The organism is Streptomyces sp. CB01635, from assembly GCF_002803065.1.
Taxonomy (GTDB): domain Bacteria; phylum Actinomycetota; class Actinomycetes; order Streptomycetales; family Streptomycetaceae; genus Streptomyces.
Genome location: NZ_NNBL01000001.1, coordinates 804,348 through 820,207, shown reverse-complemented (window position 1 = coordinate 820,207; position 15,860 = coordinate 804,348). Strand labels below are relative to the sequence as shown.

Annotated in this window: 9 protein-coding genes and 1 pseudogene; 4 read left to right on the top strand and 6 right to left on the bottom strand. The window is 72.0% G+C overall.

The features are described 5' to 3' along the window. Window positions 1–2: 2 nt before the first annotated feature. Window positions 3–2,677, bottom strand: a pseudogene (locus CG723_RS03435) (ATP-binding protein). Window positions 2,678–2,851: 174 nt separating this feature from the next. Here CG723_RS03435 and CG723_RS03430 point away from each other — a divergent pair. Next, on the top strand, window positions 2,852–3,922 hold the full coding sequence (locus CG723_RS03430; protein WP_100591642.1) for a DUF2510 domain-containing protein: 1,071 nt from the start codon (window positions 2,852–2,854) through the stop codon (window positions 3,920–3,922). A 190-nt stretch (window positions 3,923–4,112) separates the two neighbouring features. Here the strand turns inward: CG723_RS03430 and CG723_RS03425 are convergent, their stop codons facing one another. Further along, complete coding sequence (locus CG723_RS03425; protein ID WP_100591641.1) at window positions 4,113–4,733, bottom strand: TetR/AcrR family transcriptional regulator; 621 nt, start codon at window positions 4,731–4,733, stop codon at window positions 4,113–4,115. 149 nt (window positions 4,734–4,882) lie between these two features. Between CG723_RS03425 and CG723_RS03420 the strand changes: the two genes are divergently transcribed. Continuing rightward, complete coding sequence (locus tag CG723_RS03420) at window positions 4,883–5,938, top strand: phosphatase PAP2 family protein (protein ID WP_100591640.1); 1,056 nt, start codon at window positions 4,883–4,885, stop codon at window positions 5,936–5,938. Beyond that, complete coding sequence (locus tag CG723_RS03415; protein ID WP_234374105.1) at window positions 5,935–6,993, top strand: hypothetical protein; 1,059 nt, start codon at window positions 5,935–5,937, stop codon at window positions 6,991–6,993. Before CG723_RS03420 ends, CG723_RS03415 begins: the two co-directional genes overlap by 4 nt. A 53-nt stretch (window positions 6,994–7,046) precedes the next feature. Here the strand turns inward: CG723_RS03415 and CG723_RS03410 are convergent, their stop codons facing one another. Continuing rightward, the gene (locus CG723_RS03410; RefSeq protein WP_100591639.1) at window positions 7,047–7,637 is read right to left on the bottom strand and encodes a TetR/AcrR family transcriptional regulator; all 591 of its coding nucleotides are present in this window, start codon (window positions 7,635–7,637) and stop codon (window positions 7,047–7,049) included. 320 nt (window positions 7,638–7,957) lie between these two features. Between CG723_RS03410 and CG723_RS03405 the strand changes: the two genes are divergently transcribed. Then, a complete protein-coding gene (locus CG723_RS03405; RefSeq protein WP_100591638.1) occupies window positions 7,958–9,442 on the top strand; it encodes an MFS transporter in 1,485 nt (494 codons plus the stop codon). A gap of 25 nt (window positions 9,443–9,467) precedes the next feature. Here the strand turns inward: CG723_RS03405 and CG723_RS03400 are convergent, their stop codons facing one another. The 3 genes from CG723_RS03400 to CG723_RS03390 form a co-directional block, all read right to left on the bottom strand. Continuing rightward, window positions 9,468–10,400 carry a phospholipid scramblase-related protein gene (locus CG723_RS03400; RefSeq protein ID WP_100591637.1) on the bottom strand — a complete coding sequence of 311 codons (933 nt, stop codon included), beginning with the start codon at window positions 10,398–10,400 and terminating at the stop codon, window positions 9,468–9,470. A gap of 142 nt (window positions 10,401–10,542) precedes the next feature. Continuing rightward, window positions 10,543–12,600 (bottom strand): phosphocholine-specific phospholipase C, encoded by a 2,058-nt coding sequence (locus tag CG723_RS03395; protein WP_100591636.1) that lies wholly within the window; start codon window positions 12,598–12,600, stop codon window positions 10,543–10,545. Window positions 12,601–12,772: 172 nt separating this feature from the next. After that, window positions 12,773–15,853, bottom strand: coding sequence for an alpha-mannosidase (locus CG723_RS03390; protein WP_100591635.1), 3,081 nt, complete (start codon window positions 15,851–15,853; stop codon window positions 12,773–12,775). Window positions 15,854–15,860 lie beyond the last annotated feature (7 nt).

Here is a 15,860-nt window from a genome sequence, read left to right as displayed (position 1 = left end):
GGTCAGCGCAGGCCGCGTCCCGTGTCCAGGACCTCACGGGCGCGGGCGGCCAGGCCGTCGGCGCCGCACGACTTGGCCAGGGTGAGGCCTCGGCTGAGTTCCGCGACCGAGCGGGCGGCGATGCCGTACTCGACGCGGGCCACCGCGTGTTCGTACGCGCAGGGCGACGCCTCGAGGTACGTGACCGACTTCGCGTAGAGCGTCAGGGAGCGCTGGCCGGTCTCCAGGGCGGCTTCGCAGCGCAAGGCCTCCCCGATCGCCGTGTCCGTGCCGAAGCGCTCGGCCTGGAGCCGGGCGTCGGCGGCCAGTTCCCTGGCACGCTTCGGGTCCTCGGTGGCGAACGCGCGGGCCAGGTCGCAGGCCCAGGGCGCCATGATCGTGTTGTGTCCGCCGCGGGCGTTGGCCGCCTTGGCCGCCGCCTCCAGCTCGTTGACGCCCTCCTCGGTGCGGCCCGCGGCGATCAGCAGGCGTCCGCGGACGGAGTGCGCGTCGGGCAGGACGATCGTGGAGGGGTAGGGCGGGCCGAAGGAGTAGCGCTCCGCGATCTCCATCGCCTCGCCGATCCGGCCGCGGGCCACGAGCGTGTCGATGAGCATGCACGCGGCGTCCCAGTGCATGGGCAGGCCGCGGCCGACGCGGTCGGCCAGGCGCAGGCTCTCGCGCAGGACGGCCTCGGCGTCGGTGAGGCGGCCGCGCCTGCGGTGGACGTAACCGACGAAGGCGTGCGCGAGCGCCAGATGGCCGCCGCTCCAGCCCGCGGTCTCGTAGGCGCGTACGGCCTCCGTGAACAGGCTCTCCGCGCGGTCGAGCCGGTCGGCGAAGAGATAGGCGCTGCCGAGCATGGCGAGGAGTTCGAAGCCCCACTCGGGGTCGGTCCAGCCGAGGCCCGGCGCGAGGCGTTCGTTGACGAGGGAGCGGTCGCAGAGTTCGACCACCTCCTCCGCGTTCTCGCCGCGCGTCATCGCGTCGAAGGCGCGCAGGACGAGCAGGACCCGCTCGGGGTTGTCCCGGCCGGTGAGGGAGCCCGCGAGCGCGGCGAGATTGCGGGAGCGGCCCGGGGAGTCCTCCTCGCCCGCGTGGATGCCCTCCCACATGTAGCGCATGGCCTGGAGGCGGAGGCGGGCCGGACCCGGGTCGAGCCGCGCGGCCTCGGCGTCGATCTCGCGCAGCGCCTCTTCCAGCTGGTTGTTGTGGACGAGGGCCTGGGACAGCCGGCACACGGCGTCCACGCGCGCGTCCCCGTCGAGGCCCGGGTTGGTGTCGAGGGCCTGGCGCAGGTAGCCGATGGTGACGGCGGGCGAGGTGAGGAGGGTGGCGCAGCCCAGCTCGTAGAGCAGTCCGGACCGTACGTCGGGCAGCGGCGGTTCCTGGAGGGCGCGCTCCAGACAGCGGCGGGCGGCCTCCGGGGCGCCGACCGCGAGGTGTTCGCCGGCCGCCGCGCGCAGCTGCTCGACGAGTTCGGGGTCGTCGTCCGGGTGGACCTGGAGCAGATGCCGGGAGGCGGCCGCGGCGCCGTGGCCCGAGGCGGTGACGGCCCAGGCGGCCTGCCCGTGCATGGCGGTGCGGGTGGCCGCCGGGATGGAGCGGTACACGGCGCTGGCGATCAGCGGGTGCACGAACTCCAGCCTCACGGCGCCGTCTTCGTACGTCGTGTCGGTGAGGATGCGGGCGGCGCGCAGCCGCACGGCGCAGCGGCCGGCCTCGCCCGGCGTCATCCCGGCGAGGCGCGCCGCGAGGTCGTGGGCGATCCGGGTGCCGAGGATGGCGGCGGCCCAGGCGAAGCGCGTCGCGTCGGTGCCGAGGCCTTCGAGGCGGTCGACGAGGCCGCGGCCGCGCGCCGACTTGTTCAGGGCGCGCAGCTCGCCGGCCGAGCCCTCCGCGGGTTCGAGTTCGCTGTCCTGGACCTTGGCCAGGAGCTCGACGGTCTCGTACGGGTTGCCGCCGGTGACGGCCCACACCTCGCGGCAGAAGGGGGCGTCGGCGTGCTCGCCGAGGGTGGCGCGGGTGAGGCCTGCGGTGGCGTCGGGGGTGAGGGCGTACAGGGTGGTGCGGGGCCGGGCGGCGGCGCCGACGGCTTCGAGGTGTCCGGTGGAGGCGGCGGTCGCCTCGCCGTCGCGGTGGGCGACGACCACGAGGACGGGGAGGTCGTCGAGGCGTTCGGCGAACGCGGCGAGCCAGTGGAGGGTCTCCTCGTCGGCCCATTGCGCGTCGTCGACGAGCAGGACGAGCGGCCAGTGCAGCCGGGCGAGCCGGGACACGGCCGCGACGAGTCCGTCGCGCACACCCTGCGGGTCGGCCTGGCGGCCACCCGGTTCGGCTATGCCGAGGGCGGGGCCGGCGATCTCGTACCAGTCGCCGAAGTACTCGCGGGCCTCCTCCTGCGAGAGCACGAGGAGGGCGGGCTGCAGCAACTGGCGTACGACGTTGAAGGGGACGGAGGTGACGGTCTCACCACCGCGGGCCGACCAGACCGTGGCCCGTCCGGCCGCGATGCGCGGCGCACCTCTTCGAGGAGGGCGGTCTTGCCGATGCCCGCTTCGCCCCTGAACACGACGAGGCTGCCCGACGACGCCGCGTCCCCGCAGAGTTCGCCGAGCGCCCGCTCGACGTCCGCGATCTCCTTGTCCCGCTCCCACAGGGCGGCCGAGGCGGCTCCTTCAGGCCGACTCCGCGTCATCCCGCACCCTCCCGAAGTCGCTCAACCGACGTACAGATGTCGAGAGTAGCCGGAGCCGGGGGGTTGTGGGTGGGGGTCTGCGCAGGTCTTCGCCGTAAGTGAGGAGGTGCCCTTCCGGAACCGGACCTGCCCCCTCTCATGCCTCTTTCACGCACGCCTCATACTGTGGCGCCCATGACCCAGGTGACTCCCCCCGGCTGGTACCCCGATCCCGGCCAGAAGCCCGAAGGCCCCCGCACCGAACGCTGGTGGGACGGCAGTGTGTGGACGGAGCAGACCCGTGCCACCGAGGCCGGCGCCACGCCCGCCCCGCCCGCGTACGCGCCGGCGGCTCCCGGCGCGCATCCGCAGGCGTACGGCTATCCGCAGACCTCCCAGCCGCAGGGCCAGTTCGGCCATCCCGGATACCCGGGCTACCCCGCGTACCCGGAGCCGAAGCCGAAGCGTGGCCTCAAGATAGCCATCGCCGCCGTTGTCGCTGTGGTGGTGCTCGGCGGCATCGTCGGCGGCGTGTACGCGCTGACGTCCGGGGACGGCGACGGCAAGAGCGACCGGGCCGGCTCCTCGTCAAGTCCCTCTGCTTCCCCGGGACTTCCTCAGGGGCCGGGGGACGGGACGGGCGGCAGCGGGGGCAGTGGCGGGTCCGGTGGCTCCGGTGGCTCCGGTGGCGAGAGTGGCGCGCCGCAGGCACCGGGTTCCGGCGACGGCTTCGCCGCCGACCTCGTCAACGGGGTGTCGATGCCCGTGCTCGACGGCTGGACCGGCGGCACGACGAAGGGCGGCAACGCGGGGGTGACGACCGGCCCGTACGCCTGCCCCGGCGACACGAAGCAGCAGTGTGTGCGCGGCGGCGCGTTCTCGGCGTCGGCCGAGGCGCTGAAGCTCAAGGCGACCGGCGCGGAGGCCGCGGCCAAGGAGGACATCTCCAAGAACGCGCAGGAGTCCTACGGCGGCGCGATCTACGGGAAGATCACCTCGCACAGGGAACTGGCCTCCAAGGCCGTCACCGTGGCGGGCCGGCAGGGCTATCTGGTGCGCTGGCAGGTCGTCACGGCCAAGGGCGACGACGGCTACGTCGAGTCGCTGGTCTTCCCCGCGCCGGCCAACCCCAAGTCGCTGGTCGTCGTCCGCTTCGGCATCGACGTGAACGACAAGGCGCCGGACGTGACCTCGATGGACAAGATCACCAAGGGCATCAAGAAGTCCGCGATCGCCGAGGGCGGCGGCAACGGGCAGGACGTGTAGGGCTCCACGCGACACATGCAGGACCCCGCCACAACCCGTCGGGCGCCACAGGGAAAGCCCAGGGGCCGGGCAGGTCCCACTCCGCTCAAGGAGGGACCCGCCCGGCCCGGGGGTGCGCGCCGCGCCCGTCCCCACGGTGCGGCGCGGGCAGACCGCCGTCCGGTCATCCCGACAGACGGCGGCCTCCCGTTCAGGTGGCTTCGCTCAGGCCGAGTGCGGGCAGCACCACGGCGTCGACGAAGCGGGTGAGGTAGTCCGCGTCCGCGTACCGGCCCTCGAGGACCGGGCGGATGCGCTGAACCCCGAGCAGCTGGGCGGCCAGGAACTCGACGGCCGGATGGTCCGCGGCGATCTCGCCGCGCGCCACGGCCCGGTCGACCATCGCCCCGAGCGCGGCCAGCTCCGGCTCGACCAGGGCCTCGCGCAGCGCCCCCTGGAGTTCCTCGTCACTGAGGACCGCGTGGCCGAGGGCCTGGACGAGCTGGGTGTCGCGTCCGGCCTGCTGCGCCGCCGCGCGAGCGGCCGAGCGCAGGTCCCCGGCGAACGTACCTGTGTCGACACTGGCGAACTTCACGCAGCGTCCCGCCCGCAGTGCGGCGGCCACGAGCTGCGGCTTCGTCTTCCACTGCCGGTAGAGCGTGGACTTGCTGCAGCACGCCTGGGCCGCGACGCCCTCCATGGTGAGCGCCTCGTAGCCGTTCTCGCGGAGCTGGTCGAGGACCGCGTCGTAGAACTCCCGCTCGCGCTCCGGAGTGATCTTGGAGCGGCGCGAAGTGGTCACTGATGTGCCTGCCTGCTCCTGGGACTCCATGGCTCTTCTCCTCGCGATCTCCGCTATCGATACGCCAGTGTACCGGTACGCCAGCGTTTCGGTACACTGGCGTATCGATGAGCTCGGTTCACGCCGCGCTCACCTCCGCATCACCGCACCACCCAGTCGTCATGAAAAGGGGCCGGGGGATGAATTCCCTTACCGAGCCTGCCGAACCGGAGCCGGACACAGCCGGCCGCGAGACGGACGCCGTCGGCCACCAGCCGGATGTCGTCGCCCGCCCGCCCCTGGTCCGGGAGCTCCTGCTGGTCGTCGGACTGTTCCTCGTCTACAAGTTCGGCAGGCAACTGGCCAATGGCCACACCGGCGAGGCGTTCCACAACGCGCACCGCGTGTGGGACCTCGAACGCGCCGTCCATCTGCCGGGCGAGGGCGCTGTGCAGCATGCCCTGCTGCACAGCGACGGCCTCGTCCACATCGCGAACACGTACTACGCGACGGTGCACTTCCCGGCGACGGCCGCCTTTCTGATCTGGCTGTATCTGTGCAGGCCCCGGCACTACATATGGACGCGCCGGGTACTGGCCGCCCTCACCGCGGCGGCCCTTGTGCTGCATCTCACCTTCCCGCTGGCCCCGCCCCGGATGCTGGCCGCCGCGCACCTCGTGGACACCGGGCAGGTGTACGGGCCGACCGTCTATGGCGCGACGCCGCAGACCGACTCGATGGCGAACCAGTTCGCCGCGATGCCGTCGCTGCACTTCGGCTGGGCCCTGATGGTCGCCGTCGGCCTGATCGCAGCGACCCGCTCCCGGCTGCGCTGGCTGTGGCTCCTGCACCCGGCACTGACTCTGTTCGTCGTCGTCGGCACGGCGAACCACTACTGGCTGGACGCGATCGTGGCGACGGCCCTCCTGGGCATCGCGCTCGCGGTGATCCGGCTGCCCGGCACCACTCAGGCCGCGAAGCCCGGTCGGTCCATCGGCCGGCGCCTGCTGCCCGCCCCGCGCGCCGCGGCCTCGCTCACGGCGACCGCGGAGACCATGGGCGCGGCGATCCCCGCCCCCTGGACCCCGGCGCATCAGCGCGGCGGCTCCCTCTCCGCGTCCGAAGTGCTCGCGCGCATCCCGGTGTCGGTGACGGCAGGCTCTGTGTCCGCCGTCGACGCGCCGGTCGCGTCGGTCACCTCGGGAGCGGCACGTCCGGGGCGCGAAGTCCTCACGGCGTCAGGAGCACACCGGTGAACGCCACCCTCCTCGCCGTAGCTCTCTCCCTCGTCTCGGCGGTCGCCTACGCCGCTGCCGCCGTCGCCCAGGAACGCCTCGCGTCACGCACCGCGGGGACCGACTCGGGCGTCCTCGGCCTGCTCGGCACGGGCGCCTGGTGGGGGTCGGTCCTGCTCAACGCGTCCGCCGCGCTCCTGCATGTGGCGGCCCTCAAGTACGGCCCCCTCACCCTCGTACAGCCCCTCGGCGCGCTGACGCTCGTCGCGGCCGTGCCGCTCGGGGCGCGCTTGGCCGGGCGGCGCGTCCTGTCCGTCGAATGGCGCGGCACCGCGCTCACGCTCGCCGGGCTCGGCGCGCTCCTGCTCACGGCCTCGGGCCCGGCCCCCGACGACACGCTCAGCCTCGGCGAGGCGCTCGCCGTCGCCGGTACGACGGCCGCCCTGATCGGTCTCCTGTCTCGGCGCGGCGCGAAGCCGGGGCTGCGGCACGCGACGGCCTCCGGTCTCGCCTCGGGCATCGCCTCGGCGCTCGCCCAGACCGTGACCGTCGCGGTCACCGACCGGACGGGGCCGCTGCTCAGCGTCAAGGTGATCGTCGTGGCGCTGCTGATCGCGGCGTTCGCGGCGGGCGGCCTGCTCCTGTCCCAGGTCGCCTACCGCGGTGGCCTCGGCGCTCCGCTCGCGATGGTCACCCTCTCCAACCCGGTGGCCGCGGCGATCATCGGCGTGACGCTGCTCGGCGAGCGGCTCCAGGGCGGGATCACGGGGATTCTGCTCGCGGCGGCGGGGGCGACGCTCGCGGCCCGCGGCGTCCTGCTCCTCACGCGCACGTCACCGGAGACCCAAGAGACCCAAGAGACTCCGGAGGCCCGACCGCAGCCGTCGCTCACGGCGGCGGAACCGCTGCCCGAGCTGCCGCCCCGCGTGACGGAGCCCGGCCCGGTCGCGAGCCTGCCTGGGCTGCCGGGCCTGCAGAGCCTTCCGCCGATGCCCGTACTGCCGGGCACGGTGGTCATCCTGCCGTCGGTCCCGCCCCAGCCGGAACCGGCACCGGGCGCACTCCAGGCGTCCTGAGAGCGGCCCCTTCACGGCCTCCGCATCGCACGATCCGCTGTACGGGTCCCGCGTCACGGCTTGCGAGGCGCGGGGCGCGTCCTCATCCCGTCGAGCGTGATGCCGAAGACCCGGTCGCGCTGCTCGGTGTCCACGTAGGCCGCGCCGGTGACGCCGGAGATCAGGCGGAGCAGGTCATCGAAGGACATGTCCTCGCGGACCTCCCCGGCGGCCTGCGCGCGCAGCAGCAGCGGTTCACCGGCGTCGATCATGGCGCGGCGGCAGGAGACGAAGATGTCCGACTCACCGCTGAGTGCGTCCCTGATGGCGCGCTTGGTGACGGTGTAGTCCACGAACCGGCGCAGCCACGTGGCGAGCCCGTCCCACGGCGGGGCGTCCGCGAGTTCGTCGGCGAGCCGGCACAGGGCGTCGACCTCTTCCGCGTAGACCGTCTCGAAGAGGTGCCTGCGCGTGGGGAAGTTGCGGTACAGCGTGCCGATGCCGACGCCGGCCTTGCGGGCGATGTCCTCGAGCGACGCCTCCGCGCCCTTCTCGGCGAACGCGTCGCGGGCCGCGGCGAGGAGCGCGTCGAAGTTGCGGCGCGCGTCCGCGCGGCGCGGGCGCTGGGCCGCGACGATCCCGCCGACGAGTTCCCTGTCCGTCATGCGTGCCACTCCCGGGGTGAGGCAGCGCGGGCTGCCGAGGTTGTACCGGAGGCACCCCTCCGCTATCGTTATCCAAGTCGAGGGGTGCCTCCACTTTAGCAGTCGGCGCACCCCGCGCCCCGCCGCACAGTGCTGCGGTCAGACCGGCCGAAACGGCCGGATCCCACCATCCTCCCAGCTCGCGCGCGCCGGCGGACCGCGGCCCTTGCCGCAGGTCACGCCGGTGCGCCTGGCCACCTTCCGTTCAGAGAGACACCGCCTTGAACCGGAATCGCACGACGTCCCCTCGCACGACCCGGAATCCCATGTCCCGGAATCCCATGTCCCGGAATCCCCAGGCGCCGAGCCCGGCGCCCAGGAGCTCCAACCGCCTCACCTTCGCGGTCCTCGCGACGGGTGCCGGCGTGTTCTCGATGATGCAGTCGCTGGTCGCCCCGGCCCTGCCCACCGTCCAGCACGCGCTGCACACCAGCCAGGCCACCTCGACCTGGGTGATGACCGCCTATCTGCTGTCCGCCTCGATCTTCACGCCCATACTCGGCCGGGTCGGCGACCTCGTCGGCAAGAAGCGCACCATGGTCGCCGCGCTCGTCGCGCTGACCGTGGGCTGTGTGCTCGCGGCCCTCGCCCCGAGCATCACCGTGCTCATCGTCGCCCGTGTCGTCCAGGGCATCGGCGGCGCGCTCTTCCCGCTGTCGTTCGGCATCATCCGCGACGAGTTCCCCGGACACCGGGTCAGCCCCAGCATCAGCAACCTGTCCGCCGTCATCGCGGCCGGCGGCGGTGTGGGCATGGTCGCGGCCGGGCCGATCGTGGGCGCGCTCGACTACCGCTGGCTGTTCTGGCTGCCCGCGGCCGTCGTCGCGGTGACGGCGCTGATCGCGTACCGCTACGTTCCCGAGTCGCCGACGCGCGGCACGGGACGCGTGAACTGGCTCGGCTCCGTGCTGCTCTCCGGCTGGCTCGTCGCCCTGCTGCTGCCCATCAGCCAGGCCACGTCATGGGGCTGGGCATCGATCAAGGTCGTCGGTCTGCTGGCCGCCGCCGTCGTCCTCTTCGCCGCGTGGGTGCTCGCCGAGGCACGCTCCGCGAGCCCGCTGATCGACCTGCGCGTCATGCGGCTGCCCGCCGTGTGGACGACGAACACGGCCGCGCTGCTCTTCGGCTCGGGGATGTACGCGGTGTGGTCGTTCCTGCCCGGGTTCGCCCAGACACCCTCGTCCGCCGGGTACGGGTTCGGGGCGAGCGTGACGGGCGCGGGGCTGTTGATGCTCCCCATGCTCGTGGCGATGTTCCTCGCCGGGGTGCTCAGCGGCCGGCTCGAACCCGCCGTAGGGGCGAAGACGCTGCTCACCACCGGCGCCGCGCTGGGCGCCGTCTCCTGCGCGATGCTCGCCGCCTGGCACTCCGAGCAGTGGCAAGTCGCCCTCGCGGCAGGCGTGTTCGGGCTCGGCATCGGGCTCGCGTTCGCGTCCATGGCGAACCTGATCGTGCAGAGCGTCCCGGCGGCGCAGACCGGCGCGGCCACCGGCATGAACGCCAACATCCGCACCATCGGCGGCTCGATCGGCGCCGCCGTGATGAGCAGCCTGGTCACAGGGCACCTCCAGGCGTCGGGACTCCCCTACGCCTCCGGGTACACCCACGGCTTCACGCTGCTCGCGGCGCTGTGCCTCGCCGCCGCGCTCGCTGCGCTGCTGGTCCCGAGCGCGCGCCGGGCGGGCGGACCGCGCGTCCCGGCCGCGCACGGGACGACGGCCGGGGCTGACGAGCAGGCGGGACTGGAGCAGCCCACGTCGCGGTGAACCGGCGCCCTGGGCGCAGGCCCGGTCAGCCGAAGCCGCGCGCGTCCTGCTTGAGGGCGGTGTCCACCGTGAGGGCGGTCGCCACGACGAGGCTCAGGAGCGGCTCGGGCAGCTGGTAGTGGATCTGGAGGACGTAGTTGTCCGCGGTCGTGAACATCGTCTTGGCGAGTCCCTCCCACGTCTTCGTGATGCGGGCGACCTCGTTGTCGGCGTGGTCGACGATCGAGAAGTTCCAGGCCCGCCAGTTCTCGGCCTTGATCGCGCCGATCTGCTGGCCGTTCACGTTGATCCCGAAGTTGATCTTGCCGATCATGTTCTGCTGGACGATCTCGCCCACGGGCGAGCCGTCCGGGCGCTCGACGACGACACGCGACTTCATGAACTTCGCGGGCCGCGTCATGACGAGCTGCGGCTGCCCGTACGCGTCGCGGATCTCCAGCTTGTGGGTCATGAACTGGTCGAGGCTGGAGACGAAGCGCGCGACCTTCTTGAGGGTGCTCTGGCCGACCTGGACGACGGAGCCGATCTGGGCGCCGTTCTGATCCATGACGGTGTACTCGTTCGTCAGCTCGATCAGCTTGGCCTTCTGGTTCACCACCAGGACCGGCTCGGTGAAGAGGCTGCCGCCGCCCTGCGCGGTGGGCGCGACGCCGGCCTGGTGCTGCACCTGGCGCTGCACCTTGGCGGGGTCGACGTGACTCTGCTGCTGCGGGGCCTGCTGCCCGTACGGGCCGGCCGCGTGCTGCTGCTGCTGCTGCGCGAACTGGCCCTGGACCGGCTGCTGCACTTGCTGCTGTTGGGGCTGCCGCTGCGCCTGCTGCGGGACCTGCTGGCCCGCGGGCTGCTGCACAGGGCTGGTGTGCTCGGTCCACTGCGCGCCGTCCCACCACCGCAGGGTCTGGGGCGCGCCCTGGGGGTCGGGGTACCAGCCTGCCGGGGTGTTCGAATGCGTCGTCACCCGGGCACACTACCGCGCCATCCTGTGGTGGCATCCAGGCCGGACAGATGTGACGTACGCCGCCACCCGAACCGGTACGGAACGGGCGGCGGCGCGGTTTTCGCGTGTCTTCGAGGTCCTCGAGATCGAAGCCCCTGCGGGGTCAGACCGTGAGGATCCCGGGGTCGCTCACGCCGGCCTGTCCGTTCTCGACATGGCCCGCGAGGCGGCGCAGGTACGTGCTGTCGCTGTCGGCGGTCACCTTCAGGTCGTACCAGCGCTTGGTCGCGCGCAGGTCGACGGTCTGCGTGACAGTGGCGCCGGCCCGCACCGTGTACGTCTGCGGCTGTCCGCCGTAGGCGTTGGTCACGGTGAGGTGGACGTCGGCGCCGGTGGGGTTCGTCAGCGTGAGCGTGAGGTTGCCCGTGCTCGCGTCGTGGCGGGCCGTGAGCCCGGGCTCGGCGACCGTGTTGGTGCCCTTGAAGGCGCGCAGGAATCCGTTCGGGCCGTGCACCGTGAGGTCGTACTTCCCGGCGGAGTAAGTGGAGTTCCAGGCGTCCGAGATCGACTTGCCGGCCTCGGTGGAGTACGTCCAGGGGCCGTCGGTCCGGTTGAGCGACCTCACCTGGAACGCCGCGCCCGCGGAGGGGCCACCGCTGAACGTGAGCTGGAACTTGCCGGTCGACGGCGTGGAGACCCCGTCGACGTAGGGCGCGTACGGCAGCGGGCGCGCGGGCCGGGAGCCCGACTCCTGCTTGGGCAGCACGGGGCTGGCCGGCGGCTTCGGCACGTAGCTGTTGTGCCGGTCGTGGTCCGGCGGCAGGTACCCGGCGGTGCTGGGCAGTTGCGCCGGAGTCGTGTTCGTGAGGGAGAAGTCGAAGGCGGTGGAGAGGTCGCCGCAGACGGCGCGGCGCCACGGCGAGATGTTGGTCTCCTTGACGCCGAAGCGCTTCTCCATGAACCGCAGGATCGAGGTGTGGTCGAGCGTCTCCGAGCACACGTAGCCGCCCGTGGACCACGGCGAGACGACGATCATGGGGACGCGCTGCCCGAGGCCGTAGGGGCCCGCCGAGTAGCTCGCGTTGCCCTTGAAGTAGTCGAGGGTGGTGTCGGCGGTGGACAGGCCCTGGTTCGCGGAGGCGGGGGCGTACGGCGGCACCACGTGGTCGAAGTAGCCGTCGTTCTCGTCGTACGTGATGAACAGCGCCGTCCTGCTCCACACGTCCGGGTTGGACGTGAGCGCGTCGAGGACCTGCGAGATGTACCAAGCGCCGTAGTTCGCGGGCCAGTTGGGGTGTTCGGAGAACGCCTCGGGCGCCGCGATCCAGGAGATCTTGGGGAGCTTCCCGGCCTTGACGTCGGCCTTCAGGACGTCGAAGTAGCCGTCGCCCGCCTTGGCGTTCGTGCCGGTGCGGGCCTTGTCGTAGAGGGGGTCGCCCGGCTTTGCGTTGCGGTAGTTGTTGAAGTAGAGGAGCGAGTTGTCGCCGTAGTTGCCACGGTAGGCGTCGTCGATCCAGCCCCAGCTCCCGGCGGCGTCGAGGCCGTCGCCGATGTCCTGGTAGACCTTCCAGGAGACCCCGGCCTTCTCCAGGCGCTCGGCGTACGTGGTCCAGCCGTAGCCGGCCTCCTGGTTGCCGAGGACGGGACCGCCGCCGGTGCCGTCGTTGCCGACGTGGCCCGACAGCATGTAGTAGCGGTTGGGGTCGGTGGCCCCCATGAACGAGCAGTGGTAGTCGTCGCACACCGTGAACTTGTCGGCGAGCGCGTAGTGGAACGGGATGTCCTGGCGCGTCAGATACGCCATCGTGCCCGTGCCCTTGGCCGCGATCCAGTTGTCGTACTTGCCGTTGTTGAACGCGCTGTGGCCGCCGGCCCAGTCGTGGTCGAGGCCCGCGATGAACTGCATGCCGAGGTCCGCCGCGTCGGGGTGGTAGGGCAGGACCTCCTTGGCACCGCTCGCCTGGTTCCACACGGGCTTGCCGCTGGGGAGCGTCACCGGTCGCGGGTCACCGAAGCCTCGGACGCCCTTCATCGTGCCGAAGTAGTGGTCGAAGGACCGGTTCTCCTGCATCAGGACGACGATGTGCTCGATGTCCTGGACGGTTCCCTTGACGCGGGCGGCCGGAATGGCGGCGGCGCGGTCGATGCTGTTCGACAGGGCGGTGAAGCCCGCGGTCGCGCCCGCTATCTGCAGGAAACGCCGCCGGTTGAGTTCAGGCATGGGTGTGGGGCCTCTTGGGTGTGTGGGGACAGAAGCGAACAGAGTGTTCCAAGAGGACCGGTCAGAGGGGAAGGGGTGATGACACTTGCATGAAAATTCGCCGTATGCGTCAGAAACAATCACGGAGCCGAGATCGGTGGGGAGGCCCAACCGGCCCTCCCCACTGACGGCTTCAGCCCCGGCCGCCCACCGCGAGCCGCAGCGTCACGATCTGGAAGGGCCGCAGCGCCACCCGCACCGCGTCACCGCCGTTCGCCGGCATCCGCACCTCTTCCGGCTGCTCCGCGAGCGGACGCTCCAGGAGGTCGGTGACCTGGACGCCGGCGAGCGGGAAGCCCGTGCGCAGCGTGCCCGCGGCCCGGCCGCCGAGGGACTCGTAGAGCCGGACGACGACATCGCCCGAGCCGTCGTCGGCGAGCTTCACCGCCTCCACCGTCAGACCGTGGCCGTCCACCGACACCACCGGCTCCGGCGCACCGCCCGAACCGGCCACCCGTAGCGGCAGGTTGAGCGCGTACCCCTCGGCGACCGCGTCGGTGACACTCGCGCCGGGCAGCAGGGAGTAGGTGAAGCGGTGCGCGCCCTGGTCGGCCTCCGGGTCGGGCACTCGCGGGGCCCGCACGAGGGAGAGGCGGACGGTGGTGGTCGTGCCGCCGTCGTCGCGGGTCGTGCGCGAGACGTCATGGCCGTACGTGGAGTCGTTGAGGACCGCGACACCGTAGCCGGGTTCGCCGATGTGGACCCAGCGGTGGCCGTACACCTCGAAGCGGGCCGCCTCCCAGCTGGTGTTGGTGTGCGTGGGGCGCTTGACGTGGCCGAACTGGATCTCGGCGCTGGAGTGGTCGGCGCGGACGTCGACGGGGAACGCGGCCTTGAGGATCTTCTCGGTCTCGTGCCAGTCGATCTCGGTCTCGACGTCGACGCGCTTGCTGCCCGCGCGCAGGGTGACGGTCTGCGTGATGCGGGAGCCCTTGCCGAAGGCGCGCTCCACACGGACGGCGGCACGCAGCGGCCCTTCCTCGGTCACCGTCACGGACTCGGCGTCGAGGAGATCGCGGTAGTGGTTCTTGTAGTGCTTGTCGATGTCCCAGGCGTCCCAGTAGTTGGGCAGGTCGCTGTGGAGGCGGAGCAGGTTGCCGGGGCCGGCGAGGACCTCGCGTTCCGCGGTCAGGTCGTACACGGAGGCCAGCGTCCCGTCGGGGCCGATGACGACGCGCACGAGCCCGTTGTCGAGCGTGCGGCCGTCCGTGACGGTGACGGGGTGGTCGGGGGCGGCGGGGGCCAGAGGCGCCGACCCGTTGGCGGGCACGTGGGTGCGGGCCAGGTCCCCGGCCGGGGTGCGGATCACTTCGGTACGGGCGTACGGGCTGGTGTTGAACACGTGCGGCCCACCCTCGCCACCCCCCAGCGCACCGACCGCCTCCGCCGTGATCGCTTCGAGTTCGGCCGCCACGCGCGCGTACTCCGCCTCGGCCTCGCGGTGCACCCAGGCGATGGACGACCCGGGCAGGATGTCGTGGAACTGGTGCAGGAGCACCGTCTTCCACAGCCGGTCGAGCTTCTCGTACGGGTACGCGTACCCCGGCGCGCGCAGGGCCGCGGCCGTGGCCCACAACTCGGCCTCGCGCAGGAGGTGTTCGCTGCGGCGGTTGCCCTGCTTGGTGCGGGCCTGCGAGGTGTACGTGGCGCGGTGCAGCTCCAGATAGAGCTCGCCCGACCACACCTGGTCCTTGGGGATCTCCTTGCTCGCCTCGGCGAAGAAGGCGTCCGGGTGCTCGACCCTGACCTTCGCGGAGCCCTCCAGGTCGGCCAGGCGGCGGGCGCGCTCCAGCATCTCGCGGGTGGGTCCGCCGCCGCCGTCGCCGTGCCCGAAGGGCGCGAGCGAGCGGGTGCCTCGCCCCTTGTCCTGGTAGTTGCGGACGGCGTGCGCCATCTCCTTGCCGGAGAACTCGACGTTGTAGGTGTCGACCGGCGGGAAGTGGGTGAAGATCCGCGTGCCGTCGATGCCCTCCCACCAGAACGAGTGGTGGGGCAGCTTGTTGGTCTGGTTCCAGGACAGTTTCTGCGTGAGGAACCACTCGTTTCCGGCGAGCCGGGCGAGCTGCGGGTAGGCGGCGTTGTAACCGAACGAGTCGGGCAGCCATACGCCCTTCGTCTCGACGCCGAAGTGCTCGATGAAGAAGCGCTTGCCGTGGACGAACTGGCGGGCGACGGCCTCGCCGCCGGGCAGGTTGCCGTCGGACTCGACCCACATCCCGCCGACGGGCGCCCACTGGCCCTTGGCGACGGCCTCCTTGATGCGATCCCACACGTGCGGGTAGTTGTCCTTGACCCACTCGTACTGCTGGGCCTGCGAGCAGGCGAAGACGAACTCGTCGTACTCGTCCGCGAGCGCCGTCACGTTCGAGAAGGTGCGGGACGTCTTGCGCTTGGTCTCCCGGATCGGCCACAGCCAGGCCGAGTCGATGTGCGCGTGGCCGACGGAGGAGAGGGTGTGCGCGCCCGCGTGCGCCGGCTTCGCGAGGGCCGGGGCGAGGACGGCGCGGGCGGCGGCGGCCGTGCCGGAGATGTCGTCGAGGTCGAGGGCGTCGAGCGCCGCTTCGAGAGTGTGCGCGATCTCATGGCGGCGCGGCTCGTGTTCGCTCAGCTCCAGCATCAGCTCGCGCAGGACCTGGAGGTCGAGCGAGAGGTGGAAGACTTCCTCGTCGAGGATCGCGAGGTCGGCGCTCCTGAAGGTGTAGAGCGGCTGGTCGCCCGCCGTGCGCGGGTCACCGAGCGGGGTGGGGTGGGCGAAGCGGTCGGCGAGGATGTCCGGGTTGGAGGCGGCCTCGATGAGGTAGTCGACCTCTTCACCGCCCTGCGCGGGGCGGGCCACGGGCACGTACTGGTTCTGCGGGTTGACGGCCTTGAGGGGGCGGCCGTCGGGGAGGTGGACGAGGGCCTCCGCCTGGTTGCCTGGCCAGTCGTTGACGAAGCCCAGGTCGAAGACGGCCTCGACGCGGCGGCCCGCCCACTCGGCGGGGACCGTTCCGTGCGCCGTGAACCAGGTGGTGCCCCAGGGCGGCCCCCACGGGGTGCCGACACTGAACGGCTTGTACGCGGCCGACTTCGCCTCGGCGAAGGGGACGGGCTCGCCGGGCGCGTGCCAGGCCTGGAGGGCGAGCGGGACCCGGGCGCTGTGGACGGCCGGCTTGACGCGCTGGTCGTGGACGCGGGCGACGCGCTGCTCGATGCGGCGGAGTTCGTCGTGCATACGGGCT

What these genes read in the sequence shown, in the direction of transcription:
- CG723_RS03430 (WP_100591642.1), top strand. Translation starts at nt 2,852, where the DNA reads ATGACCCAGGTGACTCCCCCCGGCTGGTACCCCGATCCCGGCCAGAAG.
- CG723_RS03425 (WP_100591641.1), bottom strand. Translation starts at nt 4,733, where the DNA reads ATGGAGTCCCAGGAGCAGGCAGGCACATCAGTGACCACTTCGCGCCGC.
- CG723_RS03420 (WP_100591640.1), top strand. Translation starts at nt 4,883, where the DNA reads ATGAATTCCCTTACCGAGCCTGCCGAACCGGAGCCGGACACAGCCGGC.
- CG723_RS03410 (WP_100591639.1), bottom strand. Translation starts at nt 7,637, where the DNA reads ATGACGGACAGGGAACTCGTCGGCGGGATCGTCGCGGCCCAGCGCCCG.
- CG723_RS03405 (WP_100591638.1), top strand. Translation starts at nt 7,958, where the DNA reads ATGTCCCGGAATCCCCAGGCGCCGAGCCCGGCGCCCAGGAGCTCCAAC.
- CG723_RS03395 (WP_100591636.1), bottom strand. Translation starts at nt 12,600, where the DNA reads ATGCCTGAACTCAACCGGCGGCGTTTCCTGCAGATAGCGGGCGCGACC.
- CG723_RS03390 (WP_100591635.1), bottom strand. Translation starts at nt 15,853, where the DNA reads ATGCACGACGAACTCCGCCGCATCGAGCAGCGCGTCGCCCGCGTCCAC.